Genomic DNA, 23722 nt, shown 5'->3' with positions numbered 1-23722 from the left:
GGGGCACGGGACCGAGGTCGCACGGGCGGGGAGCCATGGCGGAGAAGTACTGGACAGCGCTGAGCACGCTGCTGGAGCAGGCCGGACATCCCGAAGCGGCCGCCGTCCGCGCGGAGATGAGAAGGGATCTGCCACGCGGCGAAGAGCCACCGGCCGACAGCACCATCTCGGAATGGCTGGGTGGGACGATTCCCCGCCAGAACAAAACCCTGGACCCGTTCCTGTCCGCGCTGTACGGAATCGCGCGCAGACGCTCACAGTCGGTTCGACGACGTCCGAACCAGGAGTGGCACGACATGGCGACGCAGGCCCGGAAAGCCCGGCGCAGCGGAGGCACCGGACCGGACGCCGGCCTCGCCGCCTCCAGCTCGCCCCGCACTGCCCATCACCGCCTGGACTGGCGGAAGGAGGTCGCGAAGTCCTTGGCGTGGCAGTGTCTCGACTCCGATGAAGAGGGGCACGGCTCGTCCCTTCGGGAACAGGCGGAAGACGTCGCCGACCGTCTGGCGGAGTTGTACGACGAAGCACGGCGCACCCTCGCCGACGACCCCTGGCACGACGGACACCTGGCACGACGGATCTCCTCCAGTGCCAACAAGCTCATGCATCTGCTCCGCAAGGACAAGGAGCGTTTCCTCGCCCCGGGCGAGGCCGCGCTGATCGCGTTGCTGCCGTTCCTGTACCAGGTGCACCGGTCGCGCACGGCGGCTGAACTGTCCCACGTCGGCCCTACGGATCTTGGGCAGCGGACAGAGCCGGACGAGGAGCGTCGGATGTACGAGGTGCTGGTGCGGGGGCACGAACGGCTGGTCAGGCGTGTGGAGCTGGGCAGGCTGAAGGACCGTCGGGACGGGCGGCGGGAGATCGGATGGTGGCTGTACCACCAGTGGGCGGACCAGCAACCAGGACGGCTCGCGGAACTCCTGTCGGCCGTGGACACAGCTGGCGCCGGACTCAGCGACGTCGATGTCGTACTCGATCCGGAACTCCTGTCCCGGCTGCTGGCCTGTGCGCACGCAGGACCGGCGGAGCTCTACGATCCCGCGCGCGCCGAGCATCTGCGCGAGGAGGCCTTCCCCCTCGACTTCCACGGTCATGACTTCCAGGACATGCGGGAGCGGCTGGTGGGGTCGTTGTTCGCCATCGCCCACGGCATGGCGGCCGAGGTCACGAGTCTGCCCTCGGTGGTCGTCCGGCATGTCGGGATCCCGGAGGCGCTCGTTCCCGCCACGCTACTGGCCACGGTCGGCAAGGCGTCCTGGCGGTTCGGTCGGGGCAGCGTCGGGCTCAAGGCCGACTGCGACCACCCGGCCGTCGTCGCCGCCCTGACCGAACACAGCCGACGGGTCGAGTCACTGCTTCAGTCCGTACGGCACGTCGGCGCCCCCGAACTCGACGCCCTGCCGCTGTACACCCGTGCCGACGGCGTACGCGAGGTCGATGACAAGGGCAGCCCCGTTCCGGTCGGCGGGGTCATCCGCTTCCGGCTCGACGAGGAACGGGTCCAGGAACTCCTCATGGGCGAGAACCTCTACCGCGACCGCTCCCTCGCCATTCGTGAGCTCTACCAGAACGCCCTGGACGCCTGCCGCTACCGGCAAGCTCGCGCCCAGGCGGCCGACAGATTCAACTCGTACCTGGGGCGGATCGAGTTCGCCCAAGGATTCGACGAGGAGGAAGGCCGGTACTACCTGGAATGCCGGGACAACGGCGTCGGCATGGACGAGCTCACGCTGTCCGAGGTCTTCTCCCAGGCCGGGGTGCGCTTCACGGACCTGCCTCGCTACCAGGAGGAACGGCAGGAGTGGCAGGGCCGTGGCGTCACCATGCATCCGAACAGCCGGTTCGGCATCGGGGTGCTCAGCTACTTCATGCTCGCGGACGAAGTGCGGGTGACGACCTGTCACATGGACTCCGTCGACGGCCGGTTGCGGGAGATCACCGTCCTGATCACAGGGCCCGGGCATTACTTCCGGGTACGGCCCAGCGGCCGGGCGGGGACCATCGGCACCACGGTGCGGCTGTATCTGCGGGAGGGAGAGAAGGCGCCTTCCTGTGTCAGGGAGTTGCGGCGATTCCTGGGGATCGCGGAGTTCGGGACGACCGCCGTGCATGGGGCGCAGACCGCGGAGTGGGAGGCGGGTGTGCTGCGCCCGCGAGAGTCCCCGGGGCTGCAGGCCAACGGTTTCGAAGCTCATGGCCGTCTGGTTTCCTGGAACGCCGCCCCCCTGGGGAGGGACGGCCAGGTGGTCTGGTGCCGACACGGCGGAGGACTACTGGTCGATGGGATTCATGCCGAACCCCGCAGGCGAAATGGCGTCCTGAGCGGTCATGGTGACCTGCGCGAGCTTCGCGGCGTGGTGGTCAACCTCTCCGGAGCGACCCGCCCCCGCCGGCTGTCGGTGGACCGTACAGAAATCCTGGACGACGACGTGTGCGCGGACGTCGAACGGCTCGTAAGAGACGCACTGCCGGCGCTCCTGTCCGCCGATCCTCCCCTCCTGGACTACGAGTGGCTCTCTCACATCGCCGAGCAGAACCCCCGGCTCGCGGACATCGTGACAGAAGCGGCTGGATCCGCCGGGTACGAGCTGGAGTTATGTGACCGTTCCTCATCCATGGCGGTCACCGGATTCTTCGCGCCGGATGTCGAAATCATCCGAGGAAGCGACCTCGATGAGGGGTACCCCAAGACGAGCACATATGTCTCCCCAGACGATTCCACACGTCTTTGGAGATTGCTCGCCCACCGCCCCAACACCATGCTGACCGCCCTGGCCGAGATTGTTCCGGAATTGAGTCGGGTCGAGCGGGTCCTTCCGGCGCTCCCCTCTGACGCCCTCACTCGGGCCGCGCGCCGCAAGGCCGCCGGCCCCCCGCCCAGAGGAATGTCCCGTAAGGCGACGCTTCCGGGCCACGCACTCTTTGTGGCAGGAGTCTGCGGGATGCCATTCCGTGACGTCATGAGCCGTATGGCCGAACTGTGCTTCGAGTATCCGGACCTGCCCGAAGTCGATCCCCTCGTCGATGAGATCAACTTCGCGCTCCTGAGCAATGATCTGCACGGTGTGCGACTGGAGGATCCCAAGTCGATCCGGCGTTGCACTGACAGGGCTGTGCCTCCCGGACATCTACTCAAAGCCCACTTCGAGTTCGGCATCAGCCTCATCGAGGCCGCTCGAAGAATGAAGGCGTTTGGCTTTACTCTTCCGGAACTGGCCCCAGTGGCGGACGAAGCGGACGAGCTGGCACTCAAGCTGCTCAGCCGTCAATTGAACGGCCAGCAGCCGTGGTGCGATGTCAGTAGTCCGGTTCCTCCGGGCCACCTCCTCAGGGCCCACTTCCAGCTCGGCATCGACATCGGGTTGGCCATGCGGTGGATGAAGGCGTTCGGTTTCACTGTTGTGGGTGAGAACCAGCTGGTGAGCGCGACAAAGGAGACCCTTCACCTGGTGAGCCTCGGCGTGGGCCGCAGGCGATTGCTGAGCCTTGAGGAACCTGTCTCGGCAGGCCATGTACTCAAGACCAGTGCCGAGTTGGGGCGCTCGGTGTCAGATGTAGTGCGAGAGCTACGCGCACTCGGCTTCCGCGTGGACACCGCCCCCGTTCACGAACGGTTGACCAACGCAGCGCTCGCCGAAAGTACGGGATGGGGCTGGAACCACAACGACTGGGAGAAGCTCCGCGATGACAAAGCGATTCCTCCCCGCCTGCTCGTCCGAGGCTCGTCCCGTCTGGGTATTTCCCTCCACGAGATGGCCGAGCGCATCAGGGCCCTGGCACTCACTCCTCCCTCCACGCTGCCGGAACATGCGGAGGACACGGACGCGGTGATCCTCGACACCGTCCCGGCGCATTCCTCGATCTCCGTTGCTGACGTGGTGGTGGCATCTCTGGACAGCGGGCTCTCACCATGTGCGGTGGCCTCTCGGCTCCGTGCTTATGGCCTTGTACCACCGGACACGAAGCTTCCTTCCGTGGTCGAGGACAATGACGTGAGCCTCTTGGAGTGGCTGAGGTCCGGCAGTATCCGTCTGTCGCCGGACCAGCCGGTACCCGTGAGCCATGTACTTGAGGTTGCCGATCGCCTCCGGGTTCTCCCGAGTGCGGTACTGGACCGCTTGGCCCAGTACGGTCTGGCCACCCGGTTCGAAGCAGCCCCCGAGGAACTGGACACGTTCGATCTTCGTCTCGTCGACGAAGTCTTTGTGCGTCTCGCTGACGAAACCCCTGTGCCGCTCCACAAGTTGGCGGCGGCCTCGTGGAGGTTCTCCAAGGACCTGGGCGAGCTTGCGAAGCAATGCACGGCGCTCGGCTTCCAGATCCGCGGCGACGGCGTGAGCCACCTGGACGACATCGACTACCGCCTGAGTGAGTGGCGCAGCCGGACCTCTTCGGGGTACCACACCCCGCTTTCCCTCAACGCGCCCATCGCCGACTTCCTGCGCATCGTCAGGTCCGAAATACCTGCCGACGGACTCCCTCAAAGGCTGGAACGCCTCGGCGTAGACCTGGACCGCGTCCGCGAAGCCGTCCGGACCGCCCTCCCCAAGGTGCCCGGGCTCGTCATGAAGCCCGAGCACGCTTCCACAGCGGACAAGCCGGAGGCTACTTCGCCGGCCGCATCCCCAGCGGCTCCCCGATCTCCTGCTCCATGACCCTGCCGGCCTCGAACTCCAGCGTCTCGTCGCCCATCATGCCCTGGTCCGTGTCCAGGCCGTCCAGCTCCTCCAGGGGCTGGTTCAGGCGGACGTGGGCCAGGACCGAGTGCAGGGCGCGCAGGGTCGCCGAGGCCGTCGTACCCCAGTTGGAGAAGTACGAGAACTGCCACCACCACAGGGCCTCCGTGGTGCGGCCGGCGCGGTAGTGGGCCATGCCGTGGCGGAGGTCGGTGATGACGTCGGCGAGGTCGTCGGAGATACGGGCCGGGACCGGGGCCTTGCGGGGCTCGTAGGGGTCGAAGACCTCGGAGTAGACGTCCACCGGGTCCAGCAGGCGGGCGAGGTTCTCGCGGAGTTCGTCGACGTCGGGCTCCGGGCCCAGGTCGGGCTCGTAGCGCTCGTCGGGGACGATGTCCTCGTGGGCGCCCAGGCGGCCGCCGGCCAGGAGGAGTTGGGAGACCTCCAGGAGGAGGAAGGGCACGGTCGAGCCCGGCTCGTCGCCCTTCGCGACCTCCGTGACGGCGACCAGGAAGCTCTCGATCTGGTCCGAGATCTGGACCGCGAAGTCGTCCGGGTCCGGCTCGGTCGCGTGCAGCGTGGCGTCAGACATCTAGGAGTCGTCTCCCCTCGAAGGCGCGGCCGAGGGTGACCTCGTCCGCGTATTCCAGGTCGCCACCCACCGGGAGGCCGCTGGCCAGGCGGGTGACCTTCAGGCCCATGGGCTTGATCATGCGTGCGAGGTACGTGGCCGTGGCCTCGCCCTCCAGGTTCGGGTCGGTGGCCAGGATCAGCTCCGTGACCGTCCCGTCGGCCAACCGCGCGAGAAGTTCTCGTATACGCAGGTCGTCCGGCCCGACACCCTCGATCGGGCTGATCGCGCCGCCGAGGACGTGGTAACGGCCGCGGAACTCGCGGGTCCGCTCGATCGCCACGACGTCCTTCGGCTCCTCGACCACGCAGATCACCGCCGGGTCACGGCGCGTGTCCCGGCAGATGTTGCACAGCTCCTCCTGCGCGATGTTCCCGCACGTCGCGCAGAAGCGGACCTTCGCCTTGACCTCCATCAGGGCCTGGGCGAGGCGCCGTACGTCCGTCGGCTCCGCCTGCAGGATGTGGAAGGCGATCCGCTGCGCGCTCTTGGGACCGACGCCGGGCAGCCGTCCCAGCTCGTCGATGAGGTCCTGGACCACGCCTTCGTACAACGGACTGCCGTCCCTTCCTGGGGTTCCTTACGGTACGTACGGTAGTTGGCCGCGGCCCGTCTTAGAAAGGCAAGCCGGAGAACGCCGGGAATGTCAGAAGGGCAGGCCCGGGATGCCGCTGCCGCCGCCCAGGCCCTGGGCCAGCGGGCCCAGCTTCTGCTGCTGGAGGTTCTGCGCGTTCTCGTTGGCCGCCTGTACGGCCGCGATGACCAGGTCGGCGAGGGTCTCGGCCGTCTCTTCAATGGATGCAGTCTCCGGGTCCACCGCCTTCGGGTCGATCTTGAGCGCCCTGAGTTCGCCGGAGCCCGTCACGGTGGCCTTCACCAGACCGCCGCCCGCCTGGCCCTCGACCTCTGTCTGAGCCAGTTCCTCCTGCGCCCTCGCCAGGTCCTGCTGCATCTTCTGGGCCTGCTGGAGCAGCTGCTGCATGTTGGGCTGGCCACCACCGGGGATCACGATCAGCTCCTTGTGTTCGTACGGGGATTTCCGCTCGGATTTCCCGTTCAGCACGAGCCTACGTGGTCGGCGCAGCCGTCGCCCCAGCACTCTTTCGAGTGAGAGGAACTGGAGTCCGATACCTGATCAAGACCCTCTTCCGGGCGGAAAAGAGGCGAAAGGCATCTCTTCGTCACCCATGGGGCGCTAGGAAGGGTCCGGCGCGTCAGCCTCAGGTGCTGCGTGACGTTCCGTGCGGCGTGGGGGTCGTACCCGGGTCGTACGTGGTGTCACGCACCGTGATCAGTAGGGAGTGCCGGGTGGGTCAGCCGGAGATGCAGCCCGAGAGGTCGTCTCAGCACGGGCGGGGCGTCGGGGGCGGCGAAGGGGCGGCCGGGATCCGGCCGGGCGATCTGAGGGGGCGGGCGTTTCCGCTCGGGGACTGGGGGGAGCCCGCGGTGCGGTTGCACGAGTTGTACCGGTGGGTGGAGCGGGGGGCGCTGGACACGGCCGCGTGGTATCTCGCGGATCGCGTGTGGAAGCGGCGGGGGGCTCGGGCGTTGCGGGGTGGGGCCGCGGTGGGGGCGGTGGTGGGGGCCGCGCTGCCGCTGCTGGATCTGACGGGGGTCGCGAGCGGGGTGGCGCCGTGGGGGTATCTGGCGCTGCTGCTGGCGGTGGCGTGTATGGCGGTCGATCGGTTCTTCGGGGTGACGTCCGGGTGGATAAGGGACGTCGCCACGGCTCAGGCGGTGCAGCGGCGGCTTCAGGTGTTGCAGTTCGACTGGGCGACGGAGAGTGTGCGGGAGGTTCTGGGACCGGCCGAGGGGACCGCGAGTGAGGCGGCGGAGCGGTGTCTGGGGGTGCTGCGGCGGTTCTCGGAGGACGTGACGGAGCTGGTGCGGGCGGAGACGGCGGACTGGATGGTGGAGTTCCGGACGGGGTCGGCGCCGATGGGAATTCAGTCGGCTGTGGCCGGCGGGGCTCGGCAGGACGTGGGGGTGGGGCAGGGGCGGCTCGCTGTGCCACCGGGGAACGGGGCGCGACCGAACATGCCCAGGCAGCGCCCGCCCGAGCCTCGGTAGGGGCCCGCGGCCCCCGGACGGGCCGGACAATGGGCACTGGCGATGCGGACCGGCTTACGACTGCGGGGCCGGGAAAGCCACCGGCCCCCGCAGGCCCGCTGTGTTCACCGCTCTCACCCCGACGAACACGTTGTCCTTCGACAGGTCCACCTCGTGTGTCGTCACGTCGCCCGCCGGCACCACATGGGTCCACTCGGGGGCCGTCGTCTCGCGCCAGACGATCTCGTAGCCGGCGAGGTCCGGTTCCGGGCCCCTCGTCCACACCAGTTGCGTGGTGTTCGTGAGGGTGGTCGTGATGATCTTGGCGCCGGTCGGGGCTCCGGGGGCCTGGGACAGGGTCCACAACGCCGCCGCGTTGACCTTCGCCACCCGCGCCGTGAAGTCGAAGTCGCAGAACTGCGGCAGGTCGCCGTACTGCTTGCCGGTCTCGTCGACGCGGACGTCCTGGTGCTGGTGGGCGAAGTCCTCGGCCGGCTCGGTGAAGCGGGCGGCCGGGTAGCCGCGTTCGAGGAAGGGGATGTGGTCGCCGCCCCGGCGGTAGCGGTCGCGGCGGTAGACCACGCGGATCCGCATGCCGGTGGCGTCGTTCTCGGCCACGTCCCTGACGAATCTCGCCAGTTGGCGGGTCGCGGAGTCGTTCTCGCCGCCCACCGAGCGGCGGATCGCCGCCTGTTCGGGGGTTTCCGAGGAGGGGACCCCCTCCGCGAACAGGCGGATCGTGTACGGGTCGCGTGTGCCGTCGTCCGCGGTCGAGCTGCCGACTATGTCGTTCGTGAACATGGCCTGGACGTCCGCGCCCGCCGCCTTCAGCTGCTGTGCCATGTACGCCGATCCGTACAGGCCCTGCTCCTCCCCCGCCACCGCCGCGAACACGACCGTCGACGCAGGGCGGCGCTTCGCCATCACCCGGGCCAGTTCCAGCACGACGGCCACACCCGAGGCGTCGTCGTCCGCGCCCGGCGCGTCGGAGGTGGCGTCCATGACGTCCGTGACGCGGGAGTCGTAGTGGCCCGAGACGACGTAGACGCGCTCCGGCGTGAGCGAGCCGCGGAGGGTCGCGACGACGTTCGTGATGCGGGTCGCGGTGGGGATGCGCGGGGCGGGTTCCTGGACGTACGACTGGAGTTCGACCGTCATCCGGCCGCCGGAGGCCGCCGCGTACGACCTCAGCTCCGCGGCCAGCCAGTCGCGGGCGGCGCCGATGCCGCGCGCCGGGTCGTCCTGGACGGAGAGGGTGTGGCGGGTACCGAAGGAGACCAGTTTGCGGGTCGTGGCCTCGATGCGGGCGGGGTCGATCTCGCGGAGGAGGGCGCGCAGTTCGCGGGTGGGGCGCTGGGCGGTTGCCGGGGGGCGGTTCGCCGACGCGGGCGCCGCCTCGGCCGTACCGGTTGCCGTCATCGCCGCCGCGGTCGCCGCCGTAGCCGTGAGGACCGTTCTCCTGGTGGGGCTGCGACGCATGGGTCCTCCCGGGGCTGCCGATGCCGGCCGACCCCGCCATGGTTGTGGACATGGCAACCGACGGCAAGGGCGCCTCAGTTGCCGGCGTCAGGCGGTCGCCTGCGCTCAGCCACTTGGGGTTACTGCCTGGTGTACGTCAGCTTCTCCCCGCTGCTCGTGTTCACCCGCTCCAGCCTGCCGTCCGACAGCACCGTGACCTCGGTGGCGTCCCCCGGCGAGCAGGCGGTGGCCGGCTCGCCGGCCGTCACGGTGGACGGGCCCATCGCCAACGGGCCGTTCTCGCCGGGCTCTTCGGTCAGTTCCGCATCGAACTCGCAGTGGTAGGTGCCGGTGCCGGCGGGGCCCTCGGCGACCAGGGTCAGGACAGTGTCGCCCACGTCGCCCTGCCGGATGGTCAGCCGACGCGTGTTCTCGCCGCCGCCGTTGTCGATCGAGGCCGTCCAGGTGCCCAGGTAGTCCGCCGGGATCACGCCGTCCGACGCGGACGGAGACGGGGACGGGGAAGCGGAGGGGGCGGTCGGGTCGCCGGTGGGGGGCTCGGTGGTGGCGGTCTTGGCGGTCGGGTTGGCGGTCGGATCACCGCCGGTTCTGTCGTCGCCGCCCCCGTTCATGAGGGCGTACACCGAGCCACCGGCGGCGAGCGCCACGACCAGCGCGACGACGACGAGCGCCGCCGTGGAACGGCCGCTTCGGCGGGGCTCTTCGGGTGGGGTGGTGGGGAGGTAGGGCAGGGGTGGGTCGTACGCCGGGGTGGGGGCGTACGGCGAGTTCGGGCCGTAGGGCGGAGTCGGGCCGTAGGGCGGAGTCGGGCCGTAGGGCGGGTTCGCGGAGTACGGGGGTGGCGAGGTCGGGCCGGGTGGCGGGTAGCCGTACGCCGGCTGCTGCGGGTGCTGTTGTGGGGTGCCGTACGCCGGGTGGGGCGGGGTGGCCGGTGTCTGCGGCGCAGGCCGGCCGCCGCTCTGCGTCGCGGCCACGGTGGGGAGTTGGTCCGGCGGCGTCGCTCCGGCGGCCGGGGCGTGTTCGGGGGAGGCCGCGGGAGTCGGCTCCACGGGGGCCGGGGCACCCGAGCCCAGCTCCGGCGAACCCACCGGCGCCGGGCCACCCGGATCCACCGGTCCGCCAGCCGAAGCCTCAGGCCCCGCCGAATCCGCCGGACCCGCCGGACCCGTCGGCCCCGCCACCGGATCCTCCGCATCCAGCAACCGCACCGCATGCCGCCCCAGCTGCGCCACCAGCGCACCCGGCAGCCACGGATCCCGGGACCGCCCCCCGGAGACGGTGCCCTCGGCCCCCGTGCGCTCCAGGATGCGGTCCAGCGTCGGCCTGGCACCCGGGTCCTTGCGCAAGCAGTCCCGTACCAGGTCGGCGATCGTCTCGGGCACCCCCTCCAGGTCGGGTTCCTCCTGGGCGATCCGGAACATCACGGCGTGGGCGCCGCTGTCGACGGAGCCGAAGGGCAGCGTGCCGGTCGCGGCGTACGAGAGCACCGAGCCCAGGCAGAACACGTCGCACGCGGGCGTGATCCGGTCCCCGCGCACCTGCTCGGGCGCCATGAACCCCGGCGACCCTATGAGCGCGCCGGTGCGCGTGAGCCCGCTCTCGCCCACCGTCTCCAGCGCGCGGGCGATCCCGAAGTCGATGACGCGGGGACCGTCGATGGTGATCAGGACATTGGACGGTTTCAGATCCCGGTGCACTATCCCCGCGGCGTGGACATCCTTGAGCGCATGCGCGAGGCCGGCCGCCAGGATCCGTACCGACCGCTCGGGCAACGCCCCGTGGTCGCGCCCGACGACCCGCTGGAGGCTGGGCCCGGCCACATACCCGGTGGCGACCCAGGGCACGTCGGCCTCGGTGTCCGCGTCGAGCACCGGCGCGGTCCAGAACCCGCCTACCTGCCGCGCGGCCTGCACCTCCTGCCGGAACCGGGCCCGGAACTCCTCCTGGGCGGCCAGCTCCCGCCGTACGAGTTTGACGGCGACGGTACGGCCTCGGTCCGACCGGGCGAGATACACGTCCCCCATGCCGCCCGCGCCCAGCCGCGCCAGCAGCCGATAAGCCCCGATCTGCTGCGGATCGCCCGGCCCCAGCTTCTCCATCGCACGCCCCCAACCCCGCCTACGCAAACCCCCGCTTACGCGAACGGCCCCACGATAGTGCGGCATATGGCGAGGTGAGCGGGGCTGCGTCTACGGTTCCGTAACAGGAAGGGCGATCTGGTCGAGCACCTTCGACAACCGTTCCAGGACCCGTACCGCATCGGCGAGCTCCGCCTCCCCGAGGGCCTGCGCCAACCGGTCCGCGAAGGCCGCGTGGCCGGGGTTGATCCGGGAGATCGCCGCGCGCCCCTCCTCCGTCGGCGCGAGAAGCTTGGCCCGCCGGTGGGCCGGGTTGGGCCGGTACTCGGCGAGGCCCTTGTCCACCAGCAGATCGGCGATGCGCTGCACGCTCTGCCGGGTGATGCCCATGGCGCGGGCGATGCCGGAGACGGGGAGGGGTTCGCCGAGCACCGCGCCCAGCACCTGCCACCACGCCGCCGTCAGCCCGGACGGACGGGCCAGTTCCTCGGCGACCGCGAGGAACTGGCCGTTGAGCCGGAAGACACCGAGCGCGCTGCGGCTGAGCAGATCCTGGCGTTCGCGGCTCACAGAACGCCGGCCTTCTCGAGTACGGCGTACGCCTCGGCGTCGGAGTCGTGGAACAGGCGGTACCAGGCGTCGACGGCCTCGTCGTCGTACACCTTCAGCAGCCGCAGGATCTCCCGGGCGAAGGCGACGGGTTCGGTGGGGCCGGCGGTGACGAGCCCGGCGTCGGTGACGGCGTCGGCCTCGACGTACCGCTCGCCGCCGCCGTACCCGGTCGCGGCCAGGTAGAAGGAGACCGCGCTGGTGTGGTCCCGGTCGTCGAGCAGGCCTTCGCGGGCCACCCCGGCCGTCGCCCCGCAGATCGCGGCCACCGGCACGCCGACGTCCAGGAAGGCGCGGGCCAGGCGGGCGAAGGGGGCGAGTTCGTCGCCTGCGTCCCAGAGATCGGCGCCCGGGAGGATCAGCAGGGACGCGTCGGACGGCCGTACGTCGTCCAGGGCCAGGTCGGGCTGGATGCGCAGGCCGCCGACGGTGGTGACGGGCTCGCGGGTGGGGCCGACGGTGCGGATCTCGTATCCGGCGCGAGCAAGCTGCGCGGTGGCGTGGCCCGGCTCCCAGTCGGCCAGGGTGTCGTAGACGGCGAGGTACACGGGCTTGCGGGCAGTGCCGGTGCCGATGCTGGCGCTGGTCTCGGTGCTCATCGCTCCTCCTGAAGACCCGAAGATGACAATATGCTGTCACTTAGACAGCTTGCTGTCAACCTGCCCATACGGCTGTCGACAGGTTGTCGCGGAAACCCCCCGACGACAGACATGACGCCGCTACCTCGCCCACACCGCCGACTCCTACGCTCGCCCGCATGACCCCTCAGCCAAATCCCGAGATCGGCGCAGCCGTGAAGGCCGCGGACCGTGCGCATGTCTTTCACTCATGGTCCGCTCAGGAGCTCATCGACCCGCTCGCCGTCGCCGGCGCGGAGGGGTCGTACTTCTGGGACTACGACGGCAAGCGCTACCTCGACTTCAGCAGCGGGCTCGTCTACACGAACATCGGCTACCAGCACCCGAAGGTCGTCGCCGCGATACAGGAGCAGGCCGCACACCTGACCACCTTCGCGCCCGCCTTCGCCATCGAGGCACGGTCGGAGGCGGCGCGGCTGATCGCCGAGCGGACGCCGGGTGACCTGGACAAGATCTTCTTCACCAACGGCGGCGCGGACGCCGTGGAGCACGCCGTACGGATGGCGCGGCTGCACACGGGACGGCCCAAGGTGCTCTCGGCGTACCGGTCGTACCACGGGGGCACGCAGCAGGCCGTGAACCTCACCGGCGACCCGCGCCGCTGGGCCTCCGACAGTGCCGCGGCCGGTGTCGTGCACTTCTGGGCGCCCTTCCTCTACCGCTCCCGCTTCTACGCGGAGACCGAGGAGCAGGAGTGCGCGCGGGCGCTGGAGCACCTGGAGACGACGATCGCCTTCGAGGGGCCGTCGACCGTCGCCGCGATCATCCTGGAGACGATCCCCGGGACGGCCGGGATCATGGTGCCGCCGCCCGGCTACCTCGCCGGCGTTCGCGAGCTCTGCGACAAGTACGGGATCGTCTTCGTCCTGGACGAGGTCATGGCGGGGTTCGGGCGGACCGGTGAGTGGTTCGCGGCGGATCTCTTCGACGTGACCCCGGACCTGATGACCTTCGCGAAGGGCGTGAACTCCGGTTACGTGCCCCTGGGCGGCGTGGCCATCTCCGGGGCCATCGCCGAGACCTTCGCGAAGCGCCCGTACCCCGGCGGTCTGACCTACTCCGGTCACCCGCTGGCCTGCGCGGCCGCCGTCGCGACGATCAACGTCATGGCCGAGGAGGGCATCGTCGAGAACGCCGCCCGGCTGGGCACCGACGTGGTCGAACCGGGGCTGCGTGAGCTGGCCGAGCGGCACCCCTGCGTCGGCGAGGTGCGCGGTACCGGCATGTTCTGGGCGGTCGAACTGGTGCGGAACCGGGAGACCCGTGAGCCGCTGGTGCCGTACAACGCGGCCGGCGAGGCGAACGCCCCCATGGCGGCGTTCGGCTCCGCCGCGAAGGCCGCGGGCATCTGGCCGTTCGTGAACATGAACCGCACGCATGTCGTCCCCCCGCTCAACGTGAGCGACGCCGAGCTGAAGGAGGGGCTGGCGGCGCTGGACGCCGCGCTGACGGTGGCGGACGAGTACACGGAGTAACAGAGCCGCCGTCCGTCCCGCCGCATCTCAGCCTGTCCGGCGTTTGAGGACGAGGCCCGTTCAGGGCCGAAGCGGGGTCTGGGGGCCGCAGGCCCCCAGGGAGCGGGGTCGAAGGGGCGGCAGCCCCTGGAGGACGGGACGGGTAGGGGCGGCGGGGGCGAGGAAGCGGTGTTCCCCGCAGAAACATCGCTCGGCACCCGAACGCGTAAGGTGGCGTGCTCGTAGACATATACGTGCACGCCACCTCATCGCGACGACGGGAGACGCCCTGACCATGCCCGGCATCGGCAGCAACGGCTCCGTTACCCGGAGCACCCTGCGGCAGCAGATCGCGGACGCGCTGCGGGACGAGGTGCTGGCCGGGCGGTTGCAGGCGGGCCGGGAGTTCACGGTCAAGGAGATCGCCGAGCAGTACGGCGTCTCCGCGACGCCCGTCCGCGAGGCACTCGTCGATCTCTCCGCGCAAGGGCTCCTGGAGGCCGACCAGCACCGCGGCTTCCGTGTCCACAAGTACTCCGTCGAGGACTACCGCGGCATCATCGAGGCCCGCAGCCTGGTCACCACCGGCATGTTCCGGGTCCTGGCCACCGAAACCGCCCGCCACCGGGACCCCGACGACCCCCGCGTCCACGCCGCCGTGGTCGGGGTACGCCGCCGTGCCGAGGAGGCGCAGCGCGCCGCCACCGCAGGCGACCTCACCGTGCTCATCGGCTACGACCTGCGCTTCTGGCGCGAGCTCGGCACCCTCTTCGGCAACGCCTACCTCGCCGACTTCCTGCACCGGCTGCGCGTGCAGTCCTGGGTCTGCACGGTCCAGCATCTGCGCCGCCTCGACGATCTGCGCGGCCACCTGTGGTCCCGGCACACCGAACTGGTCGACGCCCTGATGCGCCGCGACCTGTCGACGGCCCGCTCGATCATCGCCGCCCACGACGCGGACTCCCTCGCCCTGATCGAGCGGCTGGCGTCCGGATGAGCCAGGAGCGGGAGTTACCGGAGGCCATGGAGCTACCGGGCGCACCCGAACCACCGGACGCACCCGAACCACCGGACGCCCCCGCGCTACCGAACACCCCCGAACCCACCCCCTCCCCCGGCACCCCCGCCTACGACCTCTCCGTCGTCATCCCCGCCTACAACGAGGAACACCGCCTCACCCCCACCCTCGACGCCATCACCGACCACCTGGCCGCCCACCACGCCCGCTGGCCCGAGTGGGAGATCGTGGTCGCCGACGACGGTTCCACCGACGCCACCGGCGATCTGGTCACCGCCCGCCAGAACCCCCGTATCCGCCTGGTCGGCTCTCCCCGCAACCGCGGCAAGGGCCACGCCCTCCGCCTGGGCGTCGCCGCCTCCCTCGGTCGCCGCGTCCTCGTCACGGACGCCGATCTCGCGACGCCGATCGAGGAGCTGGAGCGGCTCGACAAGGCGCTCGCCGAGGGCAACTCCGCGGCGATCGGCTCCCGTTCGGTCCCCGGCGCCACGATCGGCGACCGCCAGCACCGGATGCGTGAACTCCTGGGCCGCGCAGGGAACTTACTGATCCGCCGGACGGCCGTGCCCGGCATCCGCGACACCCAGTGCGGCTTCAAGCTCTACGACGGCGACCGCGCCCGCGAGGCCTACGCCGCCTCCCGCGTCAACGGCTGGGGCACAGACGTCGAGGTCTTACGCCACTTCCACCGTGCGGGCCTGCCCGTCACCGAGGTCCCGGTCCGCTGGTCCCACCAGCCCGGCTCGAAGGTCGGCCCCCTCGACTACGCCCGCGTCCTCACCGAGATAGCCCGCATCGCCCTGCGCTCCCTGCGCCCCGCAGACCTCTTCGCCCTCTTCCTCTTCCTCCTCATGTCGGTGGCCCTCTACTCCGGCCGCTTCTTCGACCCGGCCCACCGCTACCTCCCCGACTCCCTGCGCGACCAGAACCAGTGGGAGTGGTTCTTCGCGGTCACGGCCGACAACGTCGCCCACTTGCGCAACCCCCTCTTCTCCGACCTCCAGGGCTTCCCCGACGGCGTGAACCTGATGGCCAACACGGTCATGCTCGGCCTCTCCGTCCCCCTCACACCGCTGACCCTGCTCGCCGGCCCCGCGGTCACCCTCAGCCTGGTGATGACGCTGGGCCTCGCCGCCACCGCGGCCGCCTGGTACCGGCTGATCGTCAAGTACGTCGTACAGGGCCGGATCGCGGCCTTCCTCGGCGCGTTGCTCGCCGCCTTCGCCCCGCCCATGGTCAGCCACGCCCACGCGCACCCGAACTTCGTGGTCCTCTTCATGATCCCGCTGATCATCGACCGCGCCCTGCGCCTGTGCACGGGCACCCGGGTCGTACGGGACGGAGTGGTGCTGGGCCTGATGGCCGCGTACCAGATCTTCCTCGGCGAGGAGCCGTTGCTGCTGGCGGCGCTGGGCATGCTGCTGTTCGCCGCCGCGTACGCCGTCGTACGCCCGGATGCGGCACGGCAGTCCTGGCGCCCGCTGCTCACAGGCCTGCTCATCGGCGCCTCCGTCTGCCTGCCGCTGGTCGTGTACCCACTCGTCTGGCAGTTCGCCGGCCCGCAGAGCTACACGGACATCGAGCACAACCCCCGCTCGTTCAACAGCCCCCTCGCCCTGCTCTCCTTCGCCGAGCGGTCCTGGCTCGCGGGCGACGCGGACACGGCGAACGCCCTGGCCTTCAACACCACCGAACAGAACGCCTTCTACGGCTGGCCGCTGGTCCTCCTCGCCTTCGCGATTCTCGTACGGCTGTGGGAGCAGGCCCTGGTCAAGGCGCTGGCGTTCACGGCGGTGGCCGCCGCGTTCCTGTCCCTGGGGCGGGAGCTGCGCATTCCGCTGACGGACATCGCCGTGCCCGGGCCGTGGAGACTCCTCGCCGACCAGCCGTTGTTCGAGGCGGTCATCGAGGGCCGCGTCGCGATGATCTGCGCCCCCGCGCTGGGCATGCTGCTCGCGCTCGCCCTGGAGCGGCTGCTCGCGGTGCGTGCGCCGAGCACGCGGTACGTCGGACTGCTGGGCGTCGGCCTCGCCCTGCTCCCGCTCGTCCCGGCCCCGCTGAAGGCCGTCGACCGCGTCGACGTGCCCGCCTTCGTCGCGGACGGGACCTGGACGTCGTACGTCCGCGAGGGCGAGTCTCTCGTGGCGGTGCCGCTGCCCGACCCGGGCAACGCGGAGGCGCTGCACTGGCAGACCGAGGCCGGCCTCGGCTTCAAGCTCGCGGGCGGCTACTTCAACGGGCCCTACGGCGACGAACGCGTCGGCATCTACGGCGCCGAGCCCCGCTTCACCTCCAACCTGCTGCGCGACGTCCGCGACTCGGGCCGGGTCCCGCCGATCAACGAGTCCTGGCGGGAGCAGGCCCGGGCGGATCTGGCGTACTGGCGGGCGGGCGTACTGGTGCTGGCGCCGCAGCCGAACGACGGGGCGCTGCGGGAGACCGTGGCGAAGCTGGTGGGCGGCTCGGGTAGGTGGGTCGACGGAGTGTGGGTATGGGACCTGCACGAGCGGGGACTTGCATGAGGGGATCCGTCCCGGCGTCGCACCGATTACCCTTCCCTGACCACCGTGCTGTGAGGAGCCCTCTTTTGGCCTGTGACCTGTGGCTGGTACCGCTCGTCGACGTGTTGTGCCACACCCCCGACAACCCCTTCGCCGAGGAACTCGCGCAATACAACAAGGTGCTCGCCGAGGCCGGCCTGCCGCCGGTGCCGGTGTACCAGTACATGCCGGGCCTGTCCGGCGACGTCGCCCCGGTCGCGGGCTTCGACTACGACGCGCTGCACTTCCTGCGCCGCGCGTACCTGCTCCAGGTGTGCCAGCTGCCGGTGACGCCGGTCGACGAGCTGGGCGGCGACTACGAGCAGCTTTTGGAGATGTTCGAGACGACGGCCCAGCAGTCGCACCTGGTCTGGCACTACGACCACGCGGGCGCGTACGTCCCCGTCGACTTCCCGAACCCGCTCTCCAGCGAAGAACTCCTCGCGGGCGGCGGCCCCTTGGGCTCCTCCCAGTCGCTGCTGCGGGAGCTGGAGTTCGTGGCCCCGGTCATCGGCATCGACCCGGCCAACCCTCCGATGGCCCCCCAGCCCCCCCTCGTACCCACGGACCTGGAGGAACCGGCGGTCCCCGCCCCCTACGACCCGAGCCCCTTCGCCCGCGAACGGCATGTGTGGCTGGGGCTGCACGCGGCGGCGACGCGGAGCCTGGCGCAGGGTTCGATGATCGTGTTCAGCTGACCTGCTTCCCTCAGCCGGCCTACTTCAGCTGGGACAGCCCCTTCTGCACGTCGTCGAGGTTCATCACCGGCGTGTAATCCACCTCGGCGCCGAACTTCTCGAAGAGCGGCTCGGTGAGCGGGGGCATCTGGGCGGGGTCCTGCATGTCGAAGAACACGAACATCGTGCGGACCCCGTGGTCAGCGGTGAAGTAGGACGCCTCCGGCTTGAAAGCCTCCATGATCTCCTGCATCACCTGGGGCATCTTGCCACTGCGGATGACGTCGTTCGTCTTCTCGGTGTCGAGATGGGCCTGGAGCAGCACGCGCATGACACTCACCTTCTCTTCTGATCGCCCCCTATAGACCGCACGCTAGGGGCGCCGCGCGCACTTCGCCCGTTCACAGCTCCATCGGGTGTACCGCTAGCCGCCGAACGTGAGGGGCCCGTTGATGTCCCGCGCCTGGACGACGGGCCCCTGGAACGTCCCCCCGGAGATCTCGTTGCGCACGTCGCCCGCGCCGGTCCGCGCGTCGTCCCACGCCTCGGCCTGACGGCGCCAGGTTTCCAGGGCCTGGGCGAAAGCCGGATCCTGCCCGGCCCGCTGCGCCAGCACCCGGGCAAGCTCCCTGGCCCGTTCCCCGTCGCCCGCCGCCGCGCCGAGGGCCGTCAACTCGGCTTCCCCGTCAGGGGTTTGCCCGGACGGCCGACGCCTGACGAGGTCCCGCAACGAGGCCCAGATCTGCTGGCCGGCGGCACCGGCGGTGCCTCCGGCGAGGGCCATGAGCAGTTCAGGTGCGATCTGGTCCATGCGCACACTCCCCCATCGCTCCAGTGGTGCACATCGGGCATCGAGCGTAGACGTATACGGGCGTCGGTCCGCGGTCTTGTACCGGGCGCGTCAGTTCCGCTCGACGATACGGATGGTGCGGATGCCTGTACCCCGATAGCGCGTCGGCGTCCTGGTCAGGACGGGACGTCCGCGCGGCCACCCGACAGTGGGCAGCGCGAGGTGCAGCACATGTACGCCGCTCCAGTCCGGCTCTGGCTACACGGCAGCGGCGATCAGTGCCATGGAGACATGCGCGCAGCCCGCGAGCGATCAGATGCTGATGGGGTTGGAGCAGGCGATCGGGGGCGGGCTGGGTGTCTTCGAGGAGGCGCGCAAGTGGATGCTGCTGGAGAAGTATCCGGCTCGGTTCCGTGGGTTCTCTGGGCTTGAGGCCGGAGCGATCACGTTGTGCTCGTACCAAACACTGATCGTCGACGGCCTGTTCCAGACCGAGGATTACGCTCGGGCGCTGATCGGCGGCAGTTATCCGCCGGTGTCGGAGCAGAGGCGCGAGGAACTGGTGGAGGCCCGCCTCGCCCGCCGGGCGCTCTTCGACCGGCAGCCGAGCCCATTGATCGAGCTGATCCTCGAAGAGAGCGTGCTGCGGCGGCCGTTCGGCAGCTGGGAGATCACGCGCGGGCAGTTGCGCTCGCTCGCGGAGGACGCCCGGAGGGACAATGTCTTCGTACAGGTGCTGCCCCTGGATCGTGGGCTGCGCGGCACGTACGCGGGCGATCGCGGCGCCATGCAACTCGTGGAGACCAGCGACCACCAACACGTCGCCTACATGGAGATCGAAGACCAGGGCATTCTGATCAGCGACCCGGCGGAGGTGTCCCATCTGTCGCACCGCCATGCGAGGATCCGTGCACAGGCCCTGAGCCCCGACGAATCGCTGGGCCTCATCGAACAGTTGGCAGGAGAGGAACGATGAGCGGCACCGGAACCCTCCGCTGGTTCAAGTCGAGCTACAGCGACAGCGGTGGCGGAGCCTGCGTCGAAGTCGCCCCCTGCCCCCAAGCCCCCACCACCATCCACATCCGCGACTCCAAAAACCCCGGCGGCCCAAACCTCACCGTCTCCGGCAACGCCTGGGCCGCTTTCATCGCGCTATCGACGGGGGCTTAAAGCAAGCCCCTGGAGGTCAGCTCCAACGCTGGTACTTACCGCCGTTGTCGGGCTTCGTGTAGACAGACCCGGATGCATTGCTGTCCAGGATGCGTCCGGTCGCCTTGTTCTTCAGGCGCCACCCGGTAGCGGTCTTCGTTTCGATCCACTTCTGGTTGTTTCCGCCATTGCAGGAAATCCCGTAAACGGATCCCGAAGCGTTACTGTCCAGGCAGTGGGATCCCGTGCTGTAGCCGTCCCACTCAAGCGTGAACGAGCCGTCGGAGTTCTTGGACTCGTTCCATCCGCCGGCGTTCCGATTACCCGTGAGCACCTTGGTTCCGGTGCCGGTGATTCCGGTGTCCATACCGAGCCAGCGGCCGGTCGCTACGTTTTTCCACGTGACTTCCCGGTCGGCGGCGACGGCGCTGCCCGAAGTGGCCAGCAGGACGGCGGAAGTAAGCGCGGTGGTCGACAGGACCACAGTCAAGCGCCTCATGTTCATTAAAAATCCCCCTAGGAAAGATCCGGCCCCTGCCCCTTCCCTTGCGGCAGGCAGACCGTCGCGTCGCTGGTCAGGCGGCGCATGAGCAACCTAACAGAGGGTAATTGCATGCCGCTAGATCATAAACTATGCCCAGCAATGTCCCAGAATGTCTGGTCGCGACCTAAATGCTCGAATGATGTGGAGGCTCTGGTAAGATCAGGTGTTGTCTATTTTTAGAATCAAAATTCCGGGCTTCGGGCGCCCCGGTTGGAGGCAGGGAAGTGGAAAGGGAAGTGGGAAAGGATCACCTTGACAAGGTGTTGACCATCCCGAACGCTTTGAGCGCCCTACGCGTCGCCGGGGTTCCGGTATTTCTGTGGCTCGTTCTCCAGCCCTATTTCGGCAACCCCAGTCTTGATGGGTGGGCGATTGCCCTTCTGGTGGTCAGCGGTATCACCGACTACCTTGACGGGAAACTGGCCCGCCGGTGGAATCAGATAACCCGCCTCGGCCAAATACTGGATCCCGCAGCTGACCGACTGTACACGATTTCTACGCTGCTCGCGCTGGTCCTGCGGGACATCATCCCTTGGTGGTTCCTGGCCCTGCTTCTCGCACGTGACGTATTCATGGCACTCAATATCGCCACGCTACGGAGAATGGGATACGGCCCCCTCAAGGTGAATTTCATCGGGAAAGCGGCCACCTTCAACCTCATGTACGCATTCCCTCTGCTCCTTTTGGCCGACGGCGGGGATTCGTTGGCGCACTTTGCCGGCGTATGTGGATGGGCGCTGGCGATCTGGGGGGCCGGGTTGTACTGGTGGTCCGCGGCGCTCTACACGACTCAGGTGCGCGGGCTGAGGTCGTCCGGCGTCCGCGTGGGCGAGAAGGCGTAGCGAACTGCGCCGCGCCCGGGAGCCGGACGCGGCGCAGTTTTCGAACTACCCGGATTACCGGGACTATCAGGCCTACGGGCCTACGGGCCTACGGGCCTAGAGGAACGAGTTGATCTCGATCGTCTCGTCCCGGCCCGGCCCCACGCCGATCGCGGAGATCGGCGCGCCGGACATCTCCTCCAGCGCCTTGACGTATGCCTGGGCGTTCTTCGGCAGGTCGGAGAAGGACTTGGCCTTGCTGATGTCCTCGCTCCAGCCCGGCAGCATCTCGTAGACCGGCTTCGCGTGGTGGAAGTCGGTCTGGGAGTACGGGAGCTCCTCGACGCGCTTGCCGTCGATCTCGTACGCCACGCAGACCGGGATCTGCTCCCAGCCGGTCAGGACGTCCAGCTTGGTGAGGAAGAAGTCGGTCAGGCCGTTCACACGGGTCGCGTACCGGGCGATCACCGCGTCGAACCAGCCGCAGCGGCGGTCACGGCCGGTCGTCACGCCCCGCTCGCCACCGATGCGGCGCAGCGCAGCGCCGTCCTCGTCGAAGAGCTCGGTCGGGAACGGGCCGGCGCCGACGCGGGTCGTGTACGCCTTGAGGATGCCGATCACGCGGCTGATCTTCGTCGGGCCCACGCCCGCACCCGTGCAGGCGCCGCCCGCGGTCGGGTTCGAGGAGGTGACGAAGGGGTACGTGCCGTGGTCGATGTCGAGGAGGGTGCCCTGGCCGCCCTCGAAGAGGACCACCTTGTCGTCCTCCAGCGCCTGGTTGAGGATCAGGACCGTGTCGGCGACGTACGGCTTGATCTTGTCGGCGTAGTCCAGCAGCTCCTCGACGACCTGGTCGGCGGCGATCGCACGGCGGTTGTAGAGCTTGCTGAGGATCTGGTTCTTGGCGTCGAGAGCCGCCTCGACCTTCTGGGTGAGGATCGACTCGTCGTACAGGTCCTGGACGCGGATACCGACGCGGTTGATCTTGTCGGCGTAGGTCGGGCCGATGCCGCGACCGGTGGTCCCGATCTTCCGCTTACCGAGGAAGCGTTCCGTCACCTTGTCCACCGTCACGTTGTAAGGCGTGATGATGTGCGCGTTTCCGCTGATGAGGAGCTTGGACGTGTCGACGCCGCGCTCGTTCAGACCGCTCAGCTCGGAGAGCAGGACCGACGGGTCGACGACGACACCGTTGCCGATGACCGGGGTACACCCCGGCGAGAGGATTCCGGAAGGGAGCAGGTGCAGGGCGTACTTCTGATCACCCACGACTACCGTGTGGCCGGCGTTGTTGCCGCCCTGGTAGCGCACCACATAGTCGACGGATCCGCCTAGCAGGTCCGTCGCCTTTCCCTTGCCTTCGTCACCCCACTGAGCACCGAGCAGCACAAGTGCGGGCACGCGCGTACACCCCTTCCGGGCGGGGCATGTCCAAGGTCAGGGGTGTACACGGAGGGTCTTAACCGTGTACACCACGACAGGTCGCGACCGTCGTTGGCCGTGAACCGTCGGACCGGATGGCCCCGGAATAGACGAAGCCCCTGGCGCAATAGCGCAAGGGGCTCTTGCACAAAGATGCTACCCGAGGAAGCGAGGCATGGCCGAGGTGGCGACTTTCGCGATGTCCGATCAGCTGCTGGTGGTGATCGATCCGGTCGCCCTGAGGACGGACGGGGAATCTGTCAGGATCGCGAAAGACGTGCTCAGCGCGGGTGCGGCGACGAAAGTGTGCCTGCCGGAGGGGCCGGAGGAATTTGCCCGGGCACTGGCTCGGCGCGGGTCCCGACGGCCCGTGGTCATCGGCGACGACCGGGCGCTGATGCAGGCCGTGTCGCTGCTGCACCGGCAGCGGCAGCTGGCCGAATGTGTGCTGTCGGTGGTGCCGGTCGGAGCCGCGCTGTCGCTGGCCGGATCCCTCGGGGTGCCGACGGGGGCGGTGGCGGCGGCCCGGGCGGTGCTGGACGGGGAGGAGCGGCGGCTGGATCTGCTCGTCGACGACAGCGACGGAGTGGTCCTGGGCGCGCTGCGGATCCCGCCGATACGGGACCCTGCCTCGGAGGCCGGGACGAACGGGATGAACGGCGCGACCGGAGCGAACGGGGCGAACGGGGCGACCGCGGTGGGGCCGTTCGCAGGGCGGCCTTGGCTGCGGACGTGCCAGTCGCTGGTACGGACGCTGGTGCCGGTGCGGGGCACACCCGCTGCCGAGTCCGGCCCGTCGCGGCTGCGGGTCGAGGTCGACGGAACAACGCTGGTGGACCTCGACCAGCCGGTGGAGGCGGTGTCGGTGGCGCCGGGGATCGCCGGTGTGGCCGAGGTGGAGGTACGGCCGGCCTCGGTGGGCGCGGAGGCCACGCCCCTGCGGGCCGAGGGGCGGACGGTGACCGTCTCGGGGGCGCACTTCCGGTACCGGGCGGATGAGGTGGTGTCGGGGCCGGTGCGCAGGAAGACGTGGACCGTGGGGGAAGGCGGGCTGCGGCTGGTGCTGCCGGGGCGGTGAGCGGGGAGCGGTGAGCAGCGAGCGGGAGCGGTTGATCCGGGCGCCTTCGGGCAGGCCCGGTTACGC

20 protein-coding genes and 1 pseudogene are annotated in these 23722 nt (G+C 69.4%); 10 read left to right on the top strand and 11 right to left on the bottom strand.

What is annotated here, in order from left to right; genetic code table 11:
- The first annotated feature begins 35 nt into the window (after window positions 1–35).
- Window positions 36–4658, top strand: a complete 4623-nt coding sequence (locus PBV52_RS26560) for a hypothetical protein (RefSeq protein WP_274241545.1) — start codon at window positions 36–38, stop codon at window positions 4656–4658.
- Here the strand turns inward: PBV52_RS26560 and PBV52_RS26555 are convergent.
- From PBV52_RS26555 to PBV52_RS26545, 3 genes are all read right to left on the bottom strand, one after another.
- A complete protein-coding gene (locus tag PBV52_RS26555) occupies window positions 4609–5271 on the bottom strand; it encodes a DUF5063 domain-containing protein (RefSeq protein WP_274241544.1) in 663 nt (220 codons plus the stop codon). The genes PBV52_RS26560 and PBV52_RS26555 overlap by 50 nt on opposite strands.
- A complete protein-coding gene (recR, locus tag PBV52_RS26550; protein ID WP_274241543.1) occupies window positions 5264–5863 on the bottom strand; it encodes a recombination mediator RecR in 600 nt (199 codons plus the stop codon). Before recR ends, PBV52_RS26555 begins: the two co-directional genes overlap by 8 nt.
- A 93-nt stretch (window positions 5864–5956) precedes the next feature.
- Window positions 5957–6319, bottom strand: a complete 363-nt coding sequence (locus PBV52_RS26545; RefSeq protein ID WP_274241542.1) for a YbaB/EbfC family nucleoid-associated protein — start codon at window positions 6317–6319, stop codon at window positions 5957–5959.
- Window positions 6320–6618: 299 nt separating this feature from the next.
- On the opposite strand from PBV52_RS26545, the gene PBV52_RS26540 reads away from it, so the two are divergent.
- Window positions 6619–7380, top strand: coding sequence for an SLATT domain-containing protein (locus PBV52_RS26540; RefSeq protein ID WP_274241541.1), 762 nt, complete (start codon window positions 6619–6621; stop codon window positions 7378–7380).
- 54 nt (window positions 7381–7434) lie between these two features.
- On the opposite strand, the gene PBV52_RS26535 is transcribed toward PBV52_RS26540, so the two are convergent.
- The 4 genes from PBV52_RS26535 to PBV52_RS26520 form a co-directional block, all read right to left on the bottom strand.
- A complete protein-coding gene (locus PBV52_RS26535; protein ID WP_274241540.1) occupies window positions 7435–8838 on the bottom strand; it encodes a M20/M25/M40 family metallo-hydrolase in 1404 nt (467 codons plus the stop codon).
- A gap of 119 nt (window positions 8839–8957) precedes the next feature.
- Window positions 8958–10937: a serine/threonine-protein kinase gene (locus tag PBV52_RS26530; RefSeq protein ID WP_274241539.1), complete on the bottom strand. Its 1980-nt coding sequence runs from the start codon at window positions 10935–10937 to the stop codon at window positions 8958–8960.
- A 90-nt stretch (window positions 10938–11027) separates the two neighbouring features.
- Window positions 11028–11486, bottom strand: a complete 459-nt coding sequence (locus PBV52_RS26525; protein ID WP_274241537.1) for a MarR family winged helix-turn-helix transcriptional regulator — start codon at window positions 11484–11486, stop codon at window positions 11028–11030.
- The gene (locus tag PBV52_RS26520) at window positions 11483–12124 is read right to left on the bottom strand and encodes a type 1 glutamine amidotransferase family protein (RefSeq protein WP_274241535.1); all 642 of its coding nucleotides are present in this window, start codon (window positions 12122–12124) and stop codon (window positions 11483–11485) included. Before PBV52_RS26520 ends, PBV52_RS26525 begins: the two co-directional genes overlap by 4 nt.
- 158 nt (window positions 12125–12282) lie before the next feature.
- Here PBV52_RS26520 and PBV52_RS26515 point away from each other — a divergent pair, with 158 nt between their 5' ends.
- The 4 genes from PBV52_RS26515 to PBV52_RS26500 all read left to right on the top strand — a co-directional run bounded on the left by PBV52_RS26515 (window position 12283) and on the right by PBV52_RS26500 (window position 17873).
- On the top strand, window positions 12283–13638 hold the full coding sequence (locus tag PBV52_RS26515; RefSeq protein WP_274241534.1) for an aspartate aminotransferase family protein: 1356 nt from the start codon (window positions 12283–12285) through the stop codon (window positions 13636–13638).
- Window positions 13639–13912: 274 nt separating this feature from the next.
- Window positions 13913–14614, top strand: coding sequence for a GntR family transcriptional regulator (locus PBV52_RS26510; RefSeq protein ID WP_274241532.1), 702 nt, complete (start codon window positions 13913–13915; stop codon window positions 14612–14614).
- A 26-nt stretch (window positions 14615–14640) separates the two neighbouring features.
- Window positions 14641–17157 carry a dolichyl-phosphate beta-glucosyltransferase gene (locus tag PBV52_RS26505; RefSeq protein WP_274241531.1) on the top strand — a complete coding sequence of 839 codons (2517 nt, stop codon included), beginning with the start codon at window positions 14641–14643 and terminating at the stop codon, window positions 17155–17157.
- Window positions 17158–17222: 65 nt separating this feature from the next.
- Window positions 17223–17873 carry a hypothetical protein gene (locus PBV52_RS26500; RefSeq protein WP_274241529.1) on the top strand — a complete coding sequence of 217 codons (651 nt, stop codon included), beginning with the start codon at window positions 17223–17225 and terminating at the stop codon, window positions 17871–17873.
- A 19-nt stretch (window positions 17874–17892) separates the two neighbouring features.
- Here PBV52_RS26500 and PBV52_RS26495 read toward each other — a convergent pair whose 3' ends face one another.
- The gene (locus PBV52_RS26495; RefSeq protein ID WP_274241527.1) at window positions 17893–18183 is read right to left on the bottom strand and encodes a hypothetical protein; all 291 of its coding nucleotides are present in this window, start codon (window positions 18181–18183) and stop codon (window positions 17893–17895) included.
- Between the two features lie 93 nt (window positions 18184–18276).
- Window positions 18277–18663: a hypothetical protein gene (locus PBV52_RS26490; protein ID WP_274241526.1), complete on the bottom strand. Its 387-nt coding sequence runs from the start codon at window positions 18661–18663 to the stop codon at window positions 18277–18279.
- Between the two features lie 235 nt (window positions 18664–18898).
- Here PBV52_RS26490 and PBV52_RS26485 point away from each other — a divergent pair.
- Both PBV52_RS26485 and PBV52_RS26480 read left to right on the top strand, forming a co-directional pair.
- Window positions 18899–19618 (top strand): annotated as a pseudogene (locus tag PBV52_RS26485) (DUF5753 domain-containing protein); the annotation flags it as partial.
- Window positions 19615–19812 carry a DUF397 domain-containing protein gene (locus tag PBV52_RS26480; RefSeq protein WP_274241524.1) on the top strand — a complete coding sequence of 66 codons (198 nt, stop codon included), beginning with the start codon at window positions 19615–19617 and terminating at the stop codon, window positions 19810–19812. The pseudogene PBV52_RS26485 and the gene PBV52_RS26480, both read left to right, overlap by 4 nt.
- Before the next feature lie 16 nt (window positions 19813–19828).
- On the opposite strand, the gene PBV52_RS26475 is transcribed toward PBV52_RS26480, so the two are convergent.
- On the bottom strand, window positions 19829–20281 hold the full coding sequence (locus PBV52_RS26475) for a hypothetical protein (RefSeq protein WP_274241523.1): 453 nt from the start codon (window positions 20279–20281) through the stop codon (window positions 19829–19831).
- Between the two features lie 278 nt (window positions 20282–20559).
- Here PBV52_RS26475 and PBV52_RS26470 point away from each other — a divergent pair, with 278 nt between their 5' ends.
- Window positions 20560–21177 (top strand): CDP-alcohol phosphatidyltransferase family protein, encoded by a 618-nt coding sequence (locus PBV52_RS26470; RefSeq protein ID WP_274241521.1) that lies wholly within the window; start codon window positions 20560–20562, stop codon window positions 21175–21177.
- Between the two features lie 96 nt (window positions 21178–21273).
- Here PBV52_RS26470 and PBV52_RS26465 read toward each other — a convergent pair whose 3' ends face one another.
- A complete protein-coding gene (locus PBV52_RS26465) occupies window positions 21274–22557 on the bottom strand; it encodes an adenylosuccinate synthase (protein WP_274241520.1) in 1284 nt (427 codons plus the stop codon).
- A 196-nt stretch (window positions 22558–22753) separates the two neighbouring features.
- Here PBV52_RS26465 and PBV52_RS26460 point away from each other — a divergent pair, with 196 nt between their 5' ends.
- Window positions 22754–23656 carry a diacylglycerol kinase family protein gene (locus PBV52_RS26460; protein ID WP_274241518.1) on the top strand — a complete coding sequence of 301 codons (903 nt, stop codon included), beginning with the start codon at window positions 22754–22756 and terminating at the stop codon, window positions 23654–23656.
- Window positions 23657–23722 lie beyond the last annotated feature (66 nt).

This window comes from Streptomyces sp. T12 (genome assembly GCF_028736035.1).
In the GTDB taxonomy this organism is placed as follows: Bacteria; Actinomycetota; Actinomycetes; order Streptomycetales; family Streptomycetaceae; genus Streptomyces.
Note: the sequence above shows the minus strand (reverse complement) of the source record. Positions and strands in the feature narration are given on the sequence as shown.